The sequence below is a fragment of the uncultured Vibrio sp. genome (assembly GCF_947488985.1).
Lineage (GTDB): Bacteria > Pseudomonadota > Gammaproteobacteria > Enterobacterales > Vibrionaceae > Vibrio.
Window position 1 is genome coordinate 12,925 of the sequence record NZ_CANLBV010000040.1, and the last position, 19,470, is coordinate 32,394.

Consider the following 19,470-nt stretch of genomic DNA (forward strand, 5'->3'; position numbering starts at 1 on the left):
CCCGTCTAATCATGTGCACACCGCACTTCTCTGTATGACGTTTGATAAAAGATAGGAATGTCTAAATGAGCCTTGCTGATCAAGTTCTTGCCGTAAATGATGACCTACCAATCCGTACTGACAAACCTGTCCACAGTGGCAAGGTTCGCTCAGTCTACTGGTTAACTGAAGAAGATAGCCAACGACTAATTAAAGATAAAGGCTACGACGTAGCACCCGATGCGCCTTTAGCTATCATGGTGATCAGTGACCGTATCTCTGCGTTTGATTGTATCTGGCGCGGTGAAGGTAATCTAAAAGGTGTTCCGGGTAAGGGAGCGGCTCTGAATGCTATCTCTAACCACTGGTTCAAATTGTTTAAAGACAACGGCCTCGCTGACAGTCATATCCTTGATATCCCTCACCCATTCGTGTGGATTGTACAAAAAGCTCGCCCAGTAATGATTGAAGCGATTTGTCGTCAATACATCACGGGTTCTATGTGGCGTGCGTACGCGAACGGCGAACGTGAATTCTGTGGTATCGAAATGCCAGAAGGCCTAGAGAAAGACAAGAAGCTGCCTGAGCTACTTATCACGCCTTCTACTAAAGGGATTCTGAAAGGTATTCCTGGTGTACCAGAAGCTGACGATGTGAACATCACGCGTAACAACATTGAAGATAACTTCGCAGCGTTCAACTTTACTCAAGCAAGTGATATCGCGCATTACGAGAAGCTGCTAAAAGAAGGCTTCAACGTGATCAGCCAAGCACTGGCGAAAGTGGACCAAACCTTTGTCGACACTAAGTTCGAGTTTGGTTACGTGAACGATGCTCAAGGTAAAGAGAAGCTAATCTACATGGATGAAGTCGGTACTCCAGATTCATCTCGTATTTGGGATACTCAGGAATACAACAAGGGCAACATCGTTGAGAACTCAAAAGAAGGCTTCCGTCAGTTCTTGCTTAACCACTTTCCTGATGCAGACATTCTATTGAATAAAGAGCGTATGCCAGAGCGTGAAGCACTAGCACGCGACAATGAGCTTCCGCTAGATGCATTGATGTCTCTTTCTCGCACGTACCTTGATATCGCTGCGAAGATCACAGGTGCAGAGATTGTACTCAGTGAAAACCCTAAGCAAGAGATCATCGATGTGTTGCGCGCCGACTATGGTCTAATCGACTAGTGGCTTAGTGGCAAAATAAAAGCTAGAAAGCTCGTAAACTCAAATTTTAGAGACAAAAAGGGCCTCAATAATGAGGCCCTTTTTACGTATACCGTTTTGAATATGCTTTGTGCTAACTGCTAACTGCTAAATAAATGGTTAAAGCCTAATCGTAAACTCTTCACCAGAGGTTCCGGCAATCAATAGGTGGCTGCGAGATTCAATGTACTCGATTTGTTCTTCTTCAAGTGAATATGGCATCACCACTTTGAGCTCATTGATTCCTTCCAACTTAGCAAGCTTGAGTAAGGTCACAATGTTCGACTCATCGCTTTTACGCGTAGACAGTGATTTCAATGCCATTTGCCAAAGCCGATCTTCAGGGCTTGCTAACTCTTTGATGCTATCTTTCCAGACGGTGCTGAATACAGGTGCAATGGTGGTTAGTGCCTCCAAAAAAGTCCATTTTTTACTGCACGAGGCGCCAAGAAAAGTTGTGTAATCAAACTCTACACGCGTCTCTTTCTGTTTATCCATGATGTCCCCCGACACTTTGGCAATGCAATATACTCAATATCTACCAACTCTTCCTTTATAGCAATAGGATATAAAGGAATGGTCTTTTATCACCTTTTGATTGGATAAAAAGGCATATAAAAACCACGCTTGTAACAAAATATGTACCAAATAAATACATATGCATCTGTTTGATTAATATTTTGGAGGCAAAAATTATCGAGCTATTTTATGTCGACAATCCGACTCGCCTTCTTGTATTGAATGCGCCAACCTGACCACGTTGGCAGCTCCCAACGTTTTGGCGATAACTTGCGACTGCCTGATTGATAGTGAACGTAAATCAACTTTCGTCCGGGTAAGTACTCAACCTCAAGTTGCAAGTCAGCAAGGTTCAGTACAAAAGGAAATTTTTCCGAAAACTCAGGGTAAAGCCAGCTCGGAATTCCATCAAAGGGAATATCTGAATGCTCAAACATGTCCAATTCGCCGACATCCGTTACCCCTAACACTTCAAGTTGCTCAATAAACCATAGCTCAAAGTTTAATTGCTCGACCTTTGGTGTAAATGGGATGTATTCATCGAGTCCAAGTTTCACATAAAGCTGCCAATGTTTGATCTCTTGAGTGCGAGCCGCTGCAAAGCCCGGTAGTTGAACACCCGCTGACACCAAATCAACAATCGGCTTCAAGGACAACTGGCCTTGAGCTGGGACGAGCTTAGTCGTCATTATCCGGCCTGCGTACGCCAGCGCCATCTCCGTAAAGACGCCATCATCATTCACAACCGTTTCACCTTGCTGCCACTCTCCTAGCTCAGCTTCAATAATAAGCTCAAGAGGAATTGGCGCGGTCGTAGTGGCTATGGTCAAGGTCTGTTTAACGCCTCTTCCCGGTAAACTGTGAGTATCAAGCACCAACATCGCTTGTACATTGTCTGGAAAACGATTCTGACGTCCAAGTACGACTTCCAATGCTCCATTGGCAAAGGCTTCTGTTCTTTTCAGTCGGCGTACAAACACCAGTTCAGGATGCAGGTTGACAATAGTCTTGAGCAGTTCAGTACGCTTAAAACGTGACGCAGCTTCTAACTGAGGCAGCTCAAACACCTCGCGCATTTGCTTTGCTAGCCCTTGTGCTTCATTCAGGGCCTGCTGATCTATTTCTAAATGCGGATACTCGCGGCCACGAACAATCTGAATTAACAGGGATACATCACACCCCTCTTTCTCTTGTTGCGCGATCGCTTCCAGGTGTTCTGCATTGTTTGGCAACTGATACAAACGGGCAGGAACGGACAGCGCAGCCGTAAGATCCACCATAGCTTCTTTAAGTGCTTTGCTTTTGATTCGAGTGACGATATCTGCATACAAAGCATCAATCGGCAGCGGGTAGAGTTTTTTCCCATGTTCAGTAATTTGATGTTCCGCGTTGATCGCTTCCATCATCAACAAGGTTTGAGTAGCACGGTTTAGCGATTTTTCAGGAATAGGATCAAGAAAAGATAAGCTCTCAAGCGATGTACCACAACATGCTGCGCCAAGCATTGGTTCGGTGAGTTCTTCGCGTTGCAGCTCTGGAGGGGTAACTAACTCTAATGCAGCATGTTCACCATACAAACGGATACAAACACCGTCCATCACCCTACCCGCACGACCTGCTCGTTGCTTAGCGCTGGCTCGTGATATGGATTTAAGCATTAACGTGGTTCTGCCGTTTCGCTGAACCGTGCGTCTTTCTAATCCTGAGTCTATCACCACACCGATGTCAGGTATGGTGAGTGAGGTTTCAGCAACGTTGGTAGAAAGGATAACCTTTCGCAAACTGTCGCTGCTGTCGATATTGGTGTGGTTTGTGCTATCGATATTACGACCAGATAACGCTAAATATCGCTCTTTATCACTGACCGACGCATGCAATTTCACCACTTGGATATCTGGATTTTTTGCCAAAGCCTGTTCACATTGCACAATCTCTTTTTTGCCCGGAAGGAACACTAAGATGTCACCATGAGAGCCGAATAACTGACGACTCACTTCTTCGGTAATGCGTTGCTCTAAATGGCGAATATCCGGCAGTGCTCGTGTCTCAGTCGCCCTGTATTCGATAGCAACCTGATAGCTACGACCTTCACATCGTATTCGGCTCGCATTCAAATAACAGGCAAGGCGCTCCCCTTCAATGGTTGCCGACGTGATCACCAAGCGGTGACTTTGCTTTTGTTTAAGGATCGCCACCAGGAGGTCAATGTCCCAGCGCCTCTCGTGAAACTCGTCCACCACAATCACATCAAAGCCTGCGAGCCCATCTTCTGATAACCAACGCAGCGCAATACCGGGCGTCACAAAGACAACCTCAGTTTGCTCGTTGTATTCCAACTCAAGCTTAATAGCATACCCAACCTTATCACCCAGCTTGCGCCCCGATTGCTGAGCGAGAAATTTGGCGAGTGACGTACACGCGATCCTTCTGGGTTCAATCACCAGCACTCGCCCGTGTTGAGATGCCCAAATCGGTAAACGCGTTGATTTACCCGAGCCTGTTTCGGCTTCTACAACAAGATGAGTTTTCGGCAGCTGTTCATGAAAAACGTTGGCATAGGCGTCAATGGGAAGTAGTGGCATAAGGATGATAAATAACGAAAAATGTGAGCAAAGTATAACGAATTATGACATTAGAATTCGATAAATGTGGGACGCCAGTGAGAATATCATTTTGTTGGCGAAGATCGCGGAGAAACGGTTTACAATAGAACAACTAAACCGCTATCATTTTTCCGTTTCTCTTTCTCCCATAATTAGGCATCCAATGAACAACGATAAACGCCCTCTCTATATCCCTTACTCTGGTCCAGCTCTTCTAAGTACTCCTCTTCTCAACAAAGGCAGCGCATTCTCTGCTGAAGAACGCAGTTCTTTCAACCTTGAAGGTTTGTTGCCGGAAACAACCGAGACCATCCAAGAGCAAGTCGGACGCGCATATCAGCAATATTGCAACTTCGAAAGCGATATGGATAAACACATCTATCTTCGTAATATCCAAGATACCAATGAAACACTTTTTTATCGTTTAGTTCAAAACCACATCTCTGAGATGATGCCTATCATTTACACGCCAACTGTCGGTGCTGCATGTGAGAACTTCTCAAATATTTATCGTCGTGGCCGTGGCCTATTTATCTCGTACCCGAACCGCGATCGTATCGATGACCTACTGAACAACGCAACCAACCACAATGTAAAAGTGATCGTGGTGACCGATGGTGAGCGTATTCTTGGTTTGGGAGACCAAGGGATTGGTGGTATGGGTATTCCTATCGGTAAGCTTGCACTTTACACGGCGTGTGGTGGCATAAGCCCAGCTTACATGCTACCAATCGTGCTCGATGTAGGTACTAACAACCCTCAACGCCTTGCAGACCCAATGTACATGGGCTGGCGTAACCCTCGTATCACAGGGGATGAATACAATGCATTCGTTGAAGAGTTCATCCAAGCGGTTCAACGCCGTTGGCCTGATGCACTGGTTCAATTTGAAGATTTCGCACAGAAGAACGCAATGCCACTGCTAGAGCGTTACAAAGATCGTATCTGTTGTTTCAACGATGATATCCAAGGCACAGCCGCCGTCACGGTTGGCTCTCTACTTGCAGCATGTAAAGCAGCAAACAGTAAACTGTCCGATCAACGTATTACCTTCTTAGGTGCGGGCTCGGCTGGTTGTGGTATTGCTGAAGCGATTATTGCTCAGATGGTGTCGGAAGGTATCAGCGATGCACAAGCTCGCTCTCAAGTTTACATGGTTGACCGTTGGGGTCTGCTACAGGAAGGCATGCAAAACCTGCTTGATTTCCAGCAACGTCTGGTACAAACCAACGCAAATACTAAAGACTGGGAAAGCAACGGTACGGGTTTCTCACTATTAGACGTGGTGCGTCATGCGAAGCCAACGGTATTGGTCGGCGTATCCGGTGCCCCGGGTCTGTTCAGCAAAGAAGTCATCACTGAGATGCACCAACATTGTGAACGCCCTATCGTGTTCCCGCTGTCGAACCCTACAAGTCGTGTTGAAGCGACACCAAACGACATTATTCGTTGGACTGATGGTCAAGCGCTTGTGGCGACGGGTAGCCCGTTTGAACCTGTCGTATACAACGGCACGACTTACCCAATTGCTCAGTGTAATAACAGCTACATCTTCCCGGGCATTGGCCTTGGCGTACTGGCTGTAAAAGCGTCACGTATCACCGATGAAATGCTGATGGAGTCAAGCCGCGCGCTTGCAACCTGCTCTCCACTTGCAATCAATGGCTCTGGCGCTCTGCTGCCACCATTGGAAGAGATCCACACGGTATCGAAGAAGATTGCTCTGGCAGTTGGTAAAAAAGCCATTGAACAGGGTGTCGCACTTGAAATTACTGAGGATGCACTACAACAAGCGATCGACCAACACTTCTGGCAGCCGGTTTACCGCCGCTACAAGCGCACCGCATTCTAATTCAGGCCATTCCTCTCTATTATCTAAGCCTCTGCCCATCGCAGGGGCTTTTCTTTGCACTGTCTTGTCTTTTAAACTGATTTTTCTCAGTTTTATTTGGTATTATCGGGCACTTACCATTAACGCTCGATCAAAGGAACATGCCGAGAGTGAAATTTGATTCTCACATTTACCGTGGCTACTTACTAAAAGCTTACAAAAAACTGAAAGGTTTTCTGTTTGGTGCTTTTCTTGTCTTGTTGGTAGGCAGTGCTGCGGTTATTGCGATCGATTATTGGGTTTCATGGCAAGCGAAAGATCGCATCATCTACGATATCGAACAAGTACCCGAGCGCGAGGTCGCCGTGGTACTTGGCACCAGTAAGTATCTAGGTAGAACCCTCAACGACTACTATAAGTACCGAATTGAAGCCGCAATTGAGCTGTTCGATCGTGAGAAGGTCAACCAGTTCCTCCTAAGTGGCGATAACGCTCATCGATCGTATAATGAGCCATGGACGATGAAGCGCGATTTACTCAGAGCAGGGATACCCGACGAGCGCATCAATCTCGATTATGCTGGGTTTAGAACCTTAGACTCGATCGTTCGTGCAAAAAAGATATTCGACACTGATAACTTCTTAATTATCACTCAGGAGTTCCACTGTGAAAGAGCGCTGCTTATCGCCAGCTCTTACGATATTCATGCGCAATGTTTGGCGGTGTCAGGCCCTACTCATCACTCAGGATTGAACATACGCTTACGTGAAGTATTTGCCCGAACTAAGGCGTTTCTAGACCTGTATATCATAGGTACCGCACCTAAGTTCCTTGGCCCTAAAGAGCCGATTCAGCCAAAACCCGATTCATCACTTAGCCCTAGCCCTATTTCACCCCCTTCAAAAACCGATCTTTAAAGTGTGGCATGCGCAGAATGTATAACGGCTTAGTGCTCGCCGCCATCGATATCTGTGCCCGTTTAGGTTGTTCTTGAGTGACTAAGCAAGATTATGAATCTAGAAACAAGCGTATAAAAACAGGCTCTATTTGTTATACTCATCGCATAATCATCGTTAACCGTACTGCCTGCTCACAAGGCAAGCGAGCCGACGAAATAACAATCAAAATACAACGAGTAATGTCATGTCTTTATTAGCAAAAGGAACACTCAAAAAGATGAGTGCTTCCCTTGATGGCGCGGTTACCTACCGTTTGCCTGTAGGCGAAGAGTTTGTAGAGCTAAACCCTCTTATTGGTAAAACCATCAACCTAACTCACACTGGCAACATTTTTTGCTGCTCTTGTGGTAAGAAAACCAAGAAAAGCTACTCTCAAGGCCACTGTTTTGTCTGTATGAAAAAGCTAGCCAGCTGCGATATGTGCATCATGAAGCCGGAAACTTGCCACTACGATCAAGGAACCTGTCGTGAGCCAGAGTGGGCGGAAGCTAACTGCATGGTTGATCACTTCGTGTACCTATCGAACACATCTAGCCTAAAGGTTGGTATCACGCGTCACACTCAAATCCCAACACGTTGGATTGATCAAGGTGCGACTCAAGGTCTACCTATTTTGAAGGTAAAAACTCGTCAGATTTCTGGCCTGATTGAAGCTGAATCGGCAAAACACATCGCCGACAAAACCAACTGGCGCACGCTGCTAAAAGGCGAAGGCGACGATATGGAGTTGGTAGAGAAAGCAAAAGAACTGTTGCCATTGGTTGAGGATAAAATCCAAGAGATCAGAGCAAAATTCGGTGACGATGCTATCGAGGTACTCAGTGAGGAGATCACTTCATTGAGCTACCCGGTTGAGCAGCACCCAGTGAAGATTGTATCGCACAATTTTGATAAGAATCCTGAAGTGACGGGGGTGCTGCAAGGCATAAAAGGTCAATACCTTATCTTAGATACAGGTGTGATTAACATCCGTAAATTTGGGTCTTACGAAGTAGAAGTTTCTGCGTAACAAGCCAACGTATTCAAACATGGCGACCACCCTGTCGCCATGTTTTTAAGCAATTAAATACATCAAAAATACTACGGTGATTCCACTCTTACATTTATTTTCTGACCGTACTAACCTTCGCGAAGGACCCCTTCCAAAACATTGAACAACAAGTCGATCTCTTCAATCGAGTTGTAATGCATACAACCAATACGCACCACGCCCTGCTCTTCGATACCCAACTGCTTTACCAAACCCAATGCGTAGAAGTGTCCGTTCCACACACAGATATTATGTTCACCCAGCTTCTTAGCGATGAACTCTGGCGAGTGATTACCAAAGGTGATGGCGAATGTTGGTGTTCTTAGGTTCGAATCAAACTCCTTTTTACCATAAAGTTTTGCCCCTTCAAGGTCGCCTAAACGCTTGAGGAAATACTCACTCAGCTGGCTTTCATGCTTGTTATAGAGCGCGTAGCTTTGCTCTAAACGAGAACGCAGTGAACCTGTTGGCTCACCAAACTGTGCCAAGTAATCCACCGCTGCAATCACACCTGCAAGGCCTTCGAAGCTTTGTGTTCCTGTTTCAAAACGGCCTGGCCCAATGTTAGTGGCAGGCTCAACCTTGTAAGGCTTTAACGTATGCAGCCATTGAGGTGCAATGTAAGCAATACCCACATGCGGGCCGAAGAACTTGTAAGCCGAGCACGCTAAGAAATCACAATTCAGTTGTTGAACATCGATCAAGTGATGAGGAGCGTAGTGAACCGCATCAACATACACCTGAGCACCGTGTTGATGTGCAAGCTCGATGACCTTCGCCATATCAACAATTGAACCCGTGGTGTTCGAAGCAAACGTCACAGCAACGAGCTTGGTCTTCTCATTTAACTGAGACTCAAAGTGCGCCATGTCTAGGCTGCAATCCGACTCGTCGACACGAACTTGGCGAACAATCGCGCCTTTGTCGTCTGCTGCTTGCTGCCAGCTTGATACATTCGAGTAATGGTCTAGCGCAGTGACAATAACTTCATCGCCCTCTTTCCAATCACGGCTGATTGCACGGCTAAGTTGGAAGGTCAGAGATGTCATGTTCGCACCAAACACAACGTTGCCAGAAGATTCAGCATTGAGTAGCGCTTGTGCCGCTTCTCTCGCTTGTTGCATTAAACCTGTGGTCTTTTGGCTAGAAAAGTAATGACCGCCGAGGTTTGAATTAAAGTGCCCTAGGTATTCCGTCATGGATGCTAAAACATTTTCAGGAACCTGAGAGCCACCCGGGCCATCAAAGAAAGTAACGGGCTTACCATCGTGGTATTGGCCTAACGCACTGAACTGCTGGCGAATATCATTAAGAGTGAAGGACATTGCGCGCATCCTTAGCCGTTAGCACAAACAAATCCATGTAACCCATCTCATCGTGGTCTATAGTGCGAATCGGTTGTGCGTTGTGCCACAACTTACTGTCTGCAAGCATCGTAACATCTCCGTTTTCAAGCACTTTTCTAAAGAATGGCGCTTCATGAGAATCTTGGTATAGCATGATCTCACCACCAACAATGTTGTGTCGGTTAACGCCAATTAACGCAATGTGGTCGAAGCCATCTTGGTGCACGCCTTCTGGCGCAACCTGCGTCTCTTCATAAATAGCAGCGATACGAATTTGGTGGATTTCAATTTCTTGTCCGTCTTCAAGCCCGTTAGTTTCAATAAACAGTTCACACATCTCTTGCATACCTTCGCTGCTTAGGATGGGTGCTTCAATTGGCTCGAATTGGCGAACAACGTCACCTTGAAAGTGATTAATGTCTTCAGACTGAACAAAGTTATGTTTGTCTAGCTCTACGACTTGTCCATTACTGAATTGAACCACCGAGTACCTTCTCAATCGAAACTGACCATCCGCGTGCTCTGTGCTTGGAAGCTTAGAGAATGACGGTGACAACTCCTCAACTGCGTGGCTACTGAGGTGGGTAATATGTAGGGTATTTTCGTGAGCATGCAACATCATCGACTCCTTAATAATTGTTAATTAACCTTCGATATTTAACGTTTTACTTACATAAAGGATACTTGAAGATCTTGCCAAATCAACATTAAACAATCATTTATCCCGTAATATTTAATAATTAAGACACTAAATCCAACTGAAAATTCAAAAGCAGTGTATGACACTAGAATAAAAGATGACCAACTCTTAAAACTAGCACACTCCACTGGCTAGTTATAAATCCCTACAAATTTAAATATAACGATATTATTAACTAGCTAGCTAGTGATGTTTCATATTGTGTCTGCCCTCACGCTTCAATACGCCAGCCTTCTTGCATGAGTTCAGGCATCACGCTCACAATCATTCATTTCTATGCTTTTGCACCACGAAATACGACCTATCAATCGCCAAGCTATTGATTATTTACACAACAAACTGGAATTGGTTAATTTATGAGTACGCCAGAATCCACACACCTTTGCTTGCGCGTCTGGAACAGGTCGAGTTCGGGGGGAACTCGGCCGCTCCAAATGACTGAATTCTTTTAGAAGAGTAACTTGATAGCTCTTTTAATCTCAAAAGTGCTTAAAGCGGTATGTTACGGGTGGAATTTAAAACAGAAACAAGAGGACGAAGCTACATCCACTACGGAAATGGATGTAGCTTCGAGAGAAGCGGCATGTGCTCACAAATGTTAAGTACTGTTGTGTATTAGCGTTGAAACCATCTAAGCTTATATTTAAAGGTAATTAGTATAAAACTCTTGACCTTACCCTAAGGGCAGGGTTTATATTGAATACCGAATCGACATCGGACATGTTATGAACAATCAATGGCAGACAATTTGGGTTACCCTTATCAGCATTTTCGCAATGCTGATGTCTGCGTATGCGTCGAGTACTCCAAAGATGTCATTCCACGTCATAGATACCTCACATTCGGTAACAGAGCAGCAAGAGTTGACCGATTGTCACTCGATGAGTTCAAGCGTGCATCATTCCACAGAGCAAGCCAGTGATGTTGATGAGCATTGTAAATCAGGTAGTGGTGTCCATATGTGTTGTACCGCTGCTTGCAGCGGTGCTCATTTCCCTTTAACGCCAACCAGTGAACTTGCCTCGATAGAGTCTTCGCTAGCTCCATACACACATCTCACCATAGGCCAAAAAGTCGAGCGTCTACAGACGCTGTTACGGCCACCTTCAGCATAATTTTTCCTATCAATAATTTGTTGAGCTCGAGAGAGTTCGCTTAACAATATTGACGCTCTAAGAAAGACAAGCAAGGCGAACCATGTGTTCCTTTTAGCTCTGTTCTTGAAGTGTTTCCAAAAGGAATAAATTGTGAAAAATCAATTAGCAATCGGTGTGCTAGCCATTAGTGTATTCACCCCTTATACAGTTATCGCACATGATGTAAGCGTGGCCTCTATGTCGGCGCAGGAACAAGCAGACGCGAAAGCTCAGTTAGATTTACTTGTTCAACAGGCCTTAGATAACGATCATGGGCGCAAGCAATACTTTGCGCAATCTCAATCAATGAGAGAGACAGGTGTTGCTCAGTCCACCCTGATGGATCCAAAACTCAAAGTAGGTTTTGGTGGTCTTCCAGTCGATAGCTTCAAGTTCGACGACGATCCAATGACTAACATCTCAGTCGGTTTAATGCAGCAGTTCGAACGTGGATCAACGCTAGATCTCAGACAGAAACAAGCCAATCAAAAAGCTGATGGTATTGGGTTACAAGTAAAAAGTCGTGAGCTAGACGTTACTCAGAGCGTGTCCCAGCTTTGGCTTGAGCTCGGCTATCAGCAATATGCCGAACAAACCCTCAAAGCCAATCGCTCATTATTGGTTGAGCTAGAGCAGTTCATACAAACCAATTACGGCTTAGGGAAAAGCGAAGCACAAGACGTGCTTAATGCGCAACTGAAAATCAGTCAGTTGGATGAAAAGCTTCAAAGCAATGCACAGATGCAAAGGCGTTTACTTTCTCAACTTTCGGAGTGGTTGGGAGATGATTGGCTAGCTCGAAACAAAGAGCTAAGAGCCAGTAATCAGTTGGCTTGGCCGATGCTTGATAGTTACCTCGCCGATCATATTGACTCTCATCAGCACTATCAAAAACTTAACCAACATCCAATGGTGAATATGGTTGATGCCAGCATTGCTGCGACCCAGACTCAAGTCGAGTTGGCAGAGCAGGCATATACCCCTCAGTTTGGTGTAGAGGTGATGTACGCCTATCGTCAAGCCGACAATATGTCAGGTCCTGCCTCAGATTTAGTGAGTGCTTATCTCACGATGGATATCCCACTGTTCACTGATAATCGTCAAGACCGAGAACTGTCAGCGGCCCAATACCAAGTGGGGGCTGCACGCTCGCAAAAAGATGTGGTGTTGGCACAACTGAATGCTCGAGTTAATGCGTTAATTATTGATCGTGTGAACTTGGGGCAGCGACTAGAGCGATATCAATCAACGTTACTAAATCAGTCCCAAGCGAGAACTCAGGCCGTTGAGCGCGGTTATCAGAACAATACCGCACAATACAGTGATGTGATTCAAGCATCGATGGATGAACTGACTTTGCAACTTGAATATCAACGACTCATTACTGATTTAAGCGTTGTTAATAGCTCCCTAGCAGCTTTACTGGGTGGCTTTGAGCACCAAGTAGCATCACCACAACTCAAAATTGAAGAGTAAAAAGGTAAAAGAAAATGAATAAAACTCATCAAGTTGCAATTCTAGCCCTAGTTATTGGCGGTGTCCTCGGTTATTCCGCAAGTCATTGGTTCTCAATATCCGGACACGATATGTCGGATATGAGCAGTGCGGCTCAAGCAAGCAATGAACCTCTTTATTGGGTTGCGCCAATGGACCCTAATTATCAACGCGACCAGCCTGGCAAATCGCCGATGGGCATGGACCTGATCCCAGTTTACGCAGAAGATTTAGCAAGCGACAACGATAAACCCGGCACAGTTACAATTGACCCAGCGGTCGAGAACAATCTGGGCGTGAAAACGGCATTTGTGCAAAAAGAGGCATTATCTCCGAGAATAGAGACCGTAGGTTATGTCGCCTTCGATGAGAGTCTGCTCTGGCAAACCAATGTGAGGGTCGCAGGTTGGGTAGAAAAGCTCAATGTCAATTCGGTGGGCGATCATGTTAAAAGGGGCGAAACGCTATTTACCCTCTATTCCCCTGAACTAGTAAAAGCGCAAGAAGAGCTCCTCAACGCTTATCGAAGTGGGCGTAAAGGGCTCGTGCAAGGAGCGTCAGAGCGTTTGATGACGTTAGGTGTTGATAAGAGCCAGATTGATAGCATCAAACGTCGTGGACGTGTGGTGCGAAATATTGCGGTTAAAGCCCCGACCGATGGTGTGATAGCGAGTCTAAATGTTCGTGAGGGTGGTTATCTTTCACCTGCGCAAGCTGCAATCAGTGCAGGTCCTCTGGCGGAAGTATGGGTGGATGCTGAGGTCTTTGAGCGTCAGTCTCACTGGATTAAATCCGGTAGTCTCGCAACCATGACACTTGATGCGATTCCGGGTAAGGAATGGCAAGGACAAGTGGATTATGTCTACCCTATTTTAGACCCGAAAACTCGTACGCTTAGGGTTCGACTTAAATTTGATAACCCGATGGGTGAGCTCAAGCCCAACATGTTCGCCAACATAGCGTTGCGGCCCCAAACATCAGAGCAGGTTTTGACGATTCCACGTCCATCGGTGATTCGTTCTGGTGGAATGACACGAGTCGTGTTGTCAGAGGGCAAAGGGAAGTATCGCTCTGCCCGAATTGAGGTGGGTCGTGAAGCAGGCGAGCGTATTGAGGTAACGCAAGGGTTATCGCTGGAGGATGAAGTCGTCATATCAGCACACTTTATGCTCGATTCAGAGTCATCTCAAAGTGCTGACCTTGACCGTATCAATGGCGTGGAAGCGCCCGCTGAGACGGTTTGGGCTAAAGGAGAGATCACTAACGTCATGCCCGGTCACGCTATGTTGACGATTAACCACCAACCTGTTCCGGAGTGGGATTGGCCGGGAATGGTGATGAATTTTAACCTAGCAGAAGATGTTACTTCGGCCGGGCTTGAGTTAGGGCAAGCGATAGATTTCGAGATGAAGAAAACACCAGACGGCATGTATGAAATTGTTGAGTTGAAAGTGGATCAAACGCCTGTTGTCAACCAGGTATGGGTACGTGGAGACATTACGATGCTGATGGCAGATTTTGGCATGATTACTCTGTCTCACGATGCTGTTGATGTTTGGGGCTGGCCGGCTGGAGAGATGAACTTTACCGCTGACCCAAGTGTTGACCTTGCAGGTTACGCTGAAGCACAAAGCGTCGAATTTCTGGTAGAGAAGCAAGGCTCAGATTATGTGTTGAAAGCGCTGAAAAAAGGTGAGGGTGAACAATGATTGGTGCCATTATTCGTTGGTCTATCCGTAACCGTTTTTTGGTTATTCTTGCCACGTTAGGTTTGGTGCTCGGTGGGCTCTATAGCGTTAAGAATACCCCTGTTGACGCCATTCCAGATCTGTCAGATGTGCAGGTGATCATCAAGACCAGTTACCCAGGGCAAGCGCCGCAAGTCGTCGAAGATCAAGTGACTTATCCCCTTACCACGGCAATGCTGGCAGTGCCGGGTGCTGAAACGGTACGAGGCTTCTCGTTCTTTGGTGACTCGTACGTGTACATCATTTTCAATGATGATACCGATATGTATTGGGCACGCTCACGCGTATTAGAGTATTTGAGTCAGGTTGCACCTAACCTTCCGCCGAGCGCGAAGCCAACATTGGGGCCCGATGCGACAGGTGTAGGCTGGGTCTTTAACTATATTTTGCAAGATACAACCGGCCAACACGACTTAGCTGAGCTACGAAGTATTCAAGACTGGTTCTTAAAGTATGAGTTACAAACCGTTGATGGCGTATCGGAAGTCGCTACTGTGGGAGGGATGGTTAAGCAGTATCAAGTTCAAATTGACCCAGCTAAGTTACGTGCGTACGACCTAACGCTTCAACAAGTCAATATGGCGATCAAAAATGGCAACCAGGAGACCGGTGCATCGGTGATTGAAAATGCCGAAGCTGAGCATATGGTTCGTACAACGGGTTACCTATCTGGTGTTGAAGATATCCAATCACTGCCATTGAAAGTCACAGAAAGTGGCACGCCACTGCTATTGGGTGATATTGCGGACATCAACTTGGGACCGCAGATGCGTCGAGGCATCTCCGAATTTAATGGAGAAGGTGAGGCCGTTGGTGGAGTTGTCGTCATGCGTTTTGGCGAAAACGCAAGCGAAGTGATCGAGAAGGTGAAAAACAAACTGGAAGATCTGCAGAGAAGCTTGCCAGAGGGAGTGGAGATTGTCACAACTTATGACCGTTCAACGCTAATCGATGCTGCTGTTGAAAACTTATGGAAGAAATTGGCTGAAGAATTCATCGTTGTCGCAATTGTTTGTGCCCTATTCCTATTCCATATTCGCTCTTCCTTAGTTATTGCGTTGAGCCTGCCCGTTGGCATCTTGTCGGCCTTTATTGTCATGCACTGGCAAGGTATCAATGCCAATATCATGTCATTGGGGGGGATCGCTATTGCGATTGGTGCGATGGTGGATGGGGCCATTGTAATGATTGAGAATGTGCATAAGCATATCGAGCGTACGCCTCTCAATGATAACAACCGCTGGCAAGTCATTACTAAAGCAGCAGAAGAGGTGGGCGCGCCTTTGTTCTTCTCACTGCTTATTATTACGCTAAGTTTTGTGCCTGTGTTTGCGCTAGAAGGACAAGAGGGCAAGATGTTCTCTCCACTGGCGTTTACCAAAACCTACGCAATGGCCGCCTCTGCGGGTCTTGCAATTACGCTAGTTCCGGTTCTAATGGGCTATTTCATTCGAGGCAATGTATTGCCCGAACATAAGAACCCCGTTAATAGAGGCTTAATCTCCCTATATAAGCCAATGCTTAACGCAAGTTTGAAATACCCGAAAACCATTATTGTGTTGGCGCTTGCCTTGATGACCTCGGCCTATTACCCAGCATCAAAGTTAGGTAGTGAGTTTATCCCTCCTTTAGATGAGGGAGACTTGATGTACATGCCGACCACCTACCCAGGTGTCTCTATTGGTAAAGCTAGAGAGCTTTTACAGCAAACGAATAAGCTGATTAAGACCGTACCGGAAGTTGAGACGGTATGGGGAAAAGTCGGCCGTGCTGAGACAGCGACTGATCCTGCGCCACTGACGATGATTGAAACGGTCATTCAATTAAAACCGCGCGAAGAGTGGCGTGAAGGTGTGACAACAGACTCATTACGCCGAGAGTTTGATAGCTTGATCCAGTTCCCCGGCCTAACTAACGCATGGGTCATGCCGATTAAGACGCGTATTGATATGTTGGCGACCGGAATAAAAACGCCGATAGGTATCAAGATTGCAGGCCCTGATCTTGAGGTAATTGAAGGTATAGGGGCACAACTTGAGCCACTGCTTAATACCTTAGAAGGCACCGCTTCGGTGTATGCAGAACGTGTAGCCGGTGGGCGTTATGTGACGATTGATATTAATCGTCGTGCTGCGGCTCGCTACGGCCTCAACATCAGCGATGTACAGCAAGTGATTTCTACCGCAATTGGCGGCATGAATGTGGGTGAGACTATTGAAGGCTTAGAACGTTACCCAATCAATGTTCGCTATCCTCAAAGCTACCGTGATTCGGTGACTAAGCTGCAGAACTTACCTTTGGTTACCCCTAATGGTGCACGTATCGCCTTAGCTGATGTCGCCGATGTCCGCTATGAAGATGGCCCGCCGATGATCAAGACTGAAAATGCGCGCCCGAATGGTTGGGTGTTTGTGGACATTGATGGTCGTGACTTGGGTTCATATGTAGAAGAAGCGCAGCGTTTAGTGGCGGAAGAATTAACCCTACCCGCAGGTTATTCCCTCAACTGGTCTGGTCAATATGAATATATGGAGCGCGCAAAAGAGCGATTGAGTATCGTGGTTCCAATCACAATCGCGATCATTATGCTGCTACTTTACTTTAGCTTCCGAAGAGTCGGCGAGGTAATGATTATCATGCTTACTCTTCCTCTAGCAATGGTTGGCGGGCTTTGGTTAATGCACCACCTTAACTACAACTTCTCTATTGCCGTTGGGGTTGGCTTTATAGCGCTTGCAGGGGTAGCGGTTGAAATCGGGGTCATCATGTTGGTCTATCTCAATCAAGCATGGCATTACACAAAGCTCGAGGCTTCAGAAAAGGGCATATCGTTAAATCAACAATTACTTATTGAGGCAATCCGTGAAGGCGCGGGCTTACGAGTGAGACCCGTAATGATGACGGTGCTGACCGTGATTATCGGTCTCATTCCAATCATGTATGGCGAGGGCACCGGTTCAGAAGTGATGCAACGGATTGCTGCCCCGATGATCGGAGGAATGGCGTCAGCGCTAGTGCTAACACTGGTAGTGATTCCAGCGATTTTTAAACTTTGGAAACAGCGTGAAATTACGCAATCTTCAAACGCAAATTAACTTTAATTCGCGACAGTCAGTCTTTATGACTGTCGCTACCCAACAAGCATAAAGGAAATGATTATGAAAACTTATCTAATTGCACTCGCTCTAACCGTTGTGACTGGAAGCGTGATGGCAAGTTCGGAACATATGGATCACAGCAAGATGGACCACTCAAACATGGATCATTCCGCTATGAATCATGCGGATATGGACCATAGTAAAATGGATCACTCAAATATGAGTATGGTGGGTATGTCTGCAGTGGGAATGCCCGCTACAGGAGCCAAGCCAGACAAAGTGATGCATGTTGTGCTAAGTGACGATATGACGATGGAGTTTAAGCGCGATGTGAAGATTGAGCCTAACGATGTTGTTCAGTTTGTTGTAATGAACACAGGAAAAATGAACCATGAGTTTGTGATTGGCTCGCCAAAAGAACAGCTTGAACACCGCGAAATGATGAAGAATATGTCCGGTGACCACATGCATGACAGTGGAAACTCTGTCACCGTTGAGCCCGGTAAAGCGAAGCAAATTCTATGGCATTTCCATGGTAAAAAAGAGGTTGAGTTTGCCTGTAATATGCCTGGTCATGCTGAGGCGGGAATGGTTAAAAAAATTGATCTTTAGGTTGGGATTTAAAGCATAGTTTCTCTATATCAAACGTGTAAAGTTGTTCACGACATAGACAATTGTTGAGGACAGCTTTACCCAAGAAAAACTAATCCCTAACTCTTTAATTAAGTAGTTACCGTAACTCATTTATGTTCGTGCGACCTGAGGTCGTATGAAGCGTTGTTCACCGCTTTATGAGAAAACCGTCTGTATCACCAGATGAACCTACGAGCCTGAATAAAGCAGCGGCTCGGACAAAGTAACGAAACTTGGCCGTTGGCTGAGTGGGAAAAGAATCGTGAGAGGACGTTCCTCATGAAAACCACAATTCGGGTAAGTGCTAGGTAGTCAGTATGATGAACGTATGTGAATCCATCCAAGGTGGGTTATACGATGAAGCAGCGGAAGTGGTTAATACGCTGTGGTCAAAAGGCAATAAGGGTTGGAAAGAGGTTGGACAGTACTTTTTCGTGGTCGCCGTACTCTCCGCACTATATAGTGGGCATCTAAGCTGGCATTTTACGTAACATACGGAACAGGGTTTTACTATGAGTTCCCTAAGCCATTTATGGCTAGGATCATTATCTAATAGCTTGTTCCATATTAAGAACAACCCACCAGGTGACAGCTCTAGGGTAAACGCTTTAACACAATGTCAGGGTTATATTCGAATTCGCGTAAACATCTATTCGGATAACTAAAAATCAGATCGCAGCTCTCACACAACCTGACTGCACTGGCAATATTTGACATATTCACCGCATAATTGAGTGTGTACATACAAGCAAATCAGCAAATTCATGTCATATTTAAGTAATCGCGACAGCTCTATCATGATATTCCTATGAGTCAACTCATTAGTGAAAAGAAGTCACTTCTTATCATATCACTATTGCGTTAAATTTCGTCATGTAGATTAACTTGGGGAGAGCTAACTAGCCCTTATTAGCCCCCTATGATGCATGGATTGGAAACGTAATGACCGAATTTGAAAAGATGATGACAGGCAAAGACTTTGATGGTGGCGATCAAAGTATCAATGATATCCGTAACAACGCTTCAAACTTGTTGCACACCCTAAACCAAACGTTTGATGCAACCCAACGTAGCGAGCTACAGCATCAATTAATGGGTGAGATTCCTGCGACTAGGGCGTGTTGATCTTTGCTGTACATTTCGCGTTCAACAATACATCGGTAGCCACATCAACATGAATGCCAGC

15 protein-coding genes are annotated in these 19,470 nt (G+C 45.9%); 11 read left to right on the forward strand and 4 right to left on the reverse strand.

Annotated elements, in window-relative coordinates:
- The first annotated feature begins 65 nt into the window (after positions 1 to 65).
- On the forward strand, positions 66 to 1,169 hold the full coding sequence (locus Q1A70_RS10795; RefSeq protein ID WP_299690640.1) for a phosphoribosylaminoimidazolesuccinocarboxamide synthase: 1,104 nt from the start codon (positions 66 to 68) through the stop codon (positions 1,167 to 1,169).
- Between the two features lie 138 nt (positions 1,170 to 1,307).
- Here Q1A70_RS10795 and Q1A70_RS10800 read toward each other — a convergent pair whose 3' ends face one another.
- Complete coding sequence (locus Q1A70_RS10800) at positions 1,308 to 1,685, reverse strand: transporter (protein ID WP_299690643.1); 378 nt, start codon at positions 1,683 to 1,685, stop codon at positions 1,308 to 1,310.
- 203 nt (positions 1,686 to 1,888) lie between these two features.
- On the reverse strand, positions 1,889 to 4,288 hold the full coding sequence (locus Q1A70_RS10805; RefSeq protein WP_299690646.1) for a helicase-related protein: 2,400 nt from the start codon (positions 4,286 to 4,288) through the stop codon (positions 1,889 to 1,891).
- Positions 4,289 to 4,472: 184 nt separating this feature from the next.
- Between Q1A70_RS10805 and Q1A70_RS10810 the strand changes: the two genes are divergently transcribed.
- From Q1A70_RS10810 to Q1A70_RS10820, 3 genes are all read left to right on the forward strand, one after another.
- Positions 4,473 to 6,161 carry an NAD-dependent malic enzyme gene (locus Q1A70_RS10810; RefSeq protein ID WP_299690649.1) on the forward strand — a complete coding sequence of 563 codons (1,689 nt, stop codon included), beginning with the start codon at positions 4,473 to 4,475 and terminating at the stop codon, positions 6,159 to 6,161.
- Between the two features lie 149 nt (positions 6,162 to 6,310).
- Entirely contained in the window at positions 6,311 to 7,057 is a 747-nt protein-coding gene (locus Q1A70_RS10815) for an ElyC/SanA/YdcF family protein (RefSeq protein WP_299690652.1), read from the forward strand.
- 226 nt (positions 7,058 to 7,283) lie between these two features.
- Positions 7,284 to 8,108 (forward strand): DUF2797 domain-containing protein, encoded by an 825-nt coding sequence (locus tag Q1A70_RS10820; RefSeq protein WP_299690655.1) that lies wholly within the window; start codon positions 7,284 to 7,286, stop codon positions 8,106 to 8,108.
- A gap of 110 nt (positions 8,109 to 8,218) precedes the next feature.
- Here the strand turns inward: Q1A70_RS10820 and Q1A70_RS10825 are convergent, their stop codons facing one another.
- Both Q1A70_RS10825 and Q1A70_RS10830 read right to left on the reverse strand, forming a co-directional pair.
- Positions 8,219 to 9,454 (reverse strand): cysteine desulfurase-like protein, encoded by a 1,236-nt coding sequence (locus Q1A70_RS10825; protein WP_299690658.1) that lies wholly within the window; start codon positions 9,452 to 9,454, stop codon positions 8,219 to 8,221.
- Positions 9,438 to 10,094 (reverse strand): 2OG-Fe dioxygenase family protein, encoded by a 657-nt coding sequence (locus Q1A70_RS10830; RefSeq protein WP_299690661.1) that lies wholly within the window; start codon positions 10,092 to 10,094, stop codon positions 9,438 to 9,440. The genes Q1A70_RS10825 and Q1A70_RS10830 overlap by 17 nt, the downstream gene beginning before the upstream one ends.
- An 806-nt stretch (positions 10,095 to 10,900) precedes the next feature.
- Between Q1A70_RS10830 and Q1A70_RS10835 the strand changes: the two genes are divergently transcribed.
- The 7 genes from Q1A70_RS10835 (at position 10,901) to Q1A70_RS10865 (ending at position 19,409) form a co-directional block, all read left to right on the forward strand.
- Positions 10,901 to 11,290 (forward strand): hypothetical protein, encoded by a 390-nt coding sequence (locus Q1A70_RS10835; RefSeq protein ID WP_299690664.1) that lies wholly within the window; start codon positions 10,901 to 10,903, stop codon positions 11,288 to 11,290.
- Between the two features lie 219 nt (positions 11,291 to 11,509).
- On the forward strand, positions 11,510 to 12,787 hold the full coding sequence (locus Q1A70_RS10840) for a TolC family protein (RefSeq protein WP_299690686.1): 1,278 nt from the start codon (positions 11,510 to 11,512) through the stop codon (positions 12,785 to 12,787).
- Positions 12,788 to 12,801: 14 nt separating this feature from the next.
- Positions 12,802 to 14,514 carry an efflux RND transporter periplasmic adaptor subunit gene (locus tag Q1A70_RS10845; RefSeq protein WP_299690666.1) on the forward strand — a complete coding sequence of 571 codons (1,713 nt, stop codon included), beginning with the start codon at positions 12,802 to 12,804 and terminating at the stop codon, positions 14,512 to 14,514.
- Positions 14,511 to 17,648 (forward strand): efflux RND transporter permease subunit, encoded by a 3,138-nt coding sequence (locus tag Q1A70_RS10850; RefSeq protein ID WP_299690669.1) that lies wholly within the window; start codon positions 14,511 to 14,513, stop codon positions 17,646 to 17,648. Before Q1A70_RS10845 ends, Q1A70_RS10850 begins: the two co-directional genes overlap by 4 nt.
- A gap of 63 nt (positions 17,649 to 17,711) precedes the next feature.
- A complete protein-coding gene (locus Q1A70_RS10855; protein WP_299690672.1) occupies positions 17,712 to 18,263 on the forward strand; it encodes a copper-binding protein in 552 nt (183 codons plus the stop codon).
- 338 nt (positions 18,264 to 18,601) lie between these two features.
- On the forward strand, positions 18,602 to 18,775 hold the full coding sequence (locus Q1A70_RS10860) for a hypothetical protein (RefSeq protein ID WP_299690675.1): 174 nt from the start codon (positions 18,602 to 18,604) through the stop codon (positions 18,773 to 18,775).
- Positions 18,776 to 19,226: 451 nt separating this feature from the next.
- Positions 19,227 to 19,409, forward strand: a complete 183-nt coding sequence (locus Q1A70_RS10865) for a maltose acetyltransferase domain-containing protein (RefSeq protein WP_299690678.1) — start codon at positions 19,227 to 19,229, stop codon at positions 19,407 to 19,409.
- The last annotated feature ends 61 nt before the right edge of the window (positions 19,410 to 19,470 follow it).

Coding starts and splice junctions, on each gene's coding strand:
- Q1A70_RS10795 (WP_299690640.1), top strand. CDS start 66: ATGAGCCTTGCTGATCAAGTTCTTGCCGTAAATGATGACCTACCAATC.
- Q1A70_RS10800 (WP_299690643.1), bottom strand. CDS start 1,685: ATGGATAAACAGAAAGAGACGCGTGTAGAGTTTGATTACACAACTTTT.
- Q1A70_RS10805 (WP_299690646.1), bottom strand. CDS start 4,288: ATGCCACTACTTCCCATTGACGCCTATGCCAACGTTTTTCATGAACAG.
- Q1A70_RS10810 (WP_299690649.1), top strand. CDS start 4,473: ATGAACAACGATAAACGCCCTCTCTATATCCCTTACTCTGGTCCAGCT.
- Q1A70_RS10820 (WP_299690655.1), top strand. CDS start 7,284: ATGTCTTTATTAGCAAAAGGAACACTCAAAAAGATGAGTGCTTCCCTT.
- Q1A70_RS10825 (WP_299690658.1), bottom strand. CDS start 9,454: ATGTCCTTCACTCTTAATGATATTCGCCAGCAGTTCAGTGCGTTAGGC.
- Q1A70_RS10830 (WP_299690661.1), bottom strand. CDS start 10,094: ATGTTGCATGCTCACGAAAATACCCTACATATTACCCACCTCAGTAGC.
- Q1A70_RS10835 (WP_299690664.1), top strand. CDS start 10,901: ATGAACAATCAATGGCAGACAATTTGGGTTACCCTTATCAGCATTTTC.
- Q1A70_RS10840 (WP_299690686.1), top strand. CDS start 11,510: ATGTCGGCGCAGGAACAAGCAGACGCGAAAGCTCAGTTAGATTTACTT.
- Q1A70_RS10845 (WP_299690666.1), top strand. CDS start 12,802: ATGAATAAAACTCATCAAGTTGCAATTCTAGCCCTAGTTATTGGCGGT.
- Q1A70_RS10850 (WP_299690669.1), top strand. CDS start 14,511: ATGATTGGTGCCATTATTCGTTGGTCTATCCGTAACCGTTTTTTGGTT.
- Q1A70_RS10855 (WP_299690672.1), top strand. CDS start 17,712: ATGAAAACTTATCTAATTGCACTCGCTCTAACCGTTGTGACTGGAAGC.
- Q1A70_RS10860 (WP_299690675.1), top strand. CDS start 18,602: ATGATGAACGTATGTGAATCCATCCAAGGTGGGTTATACGATGAAGCA.
- Q1A70_RS10865 (WP_299690678.1), top strand. CDS start 19,227: ATGACCGAATTTGAAAAGATGATGACAGGCAAAGACTTTGATGGTGGC.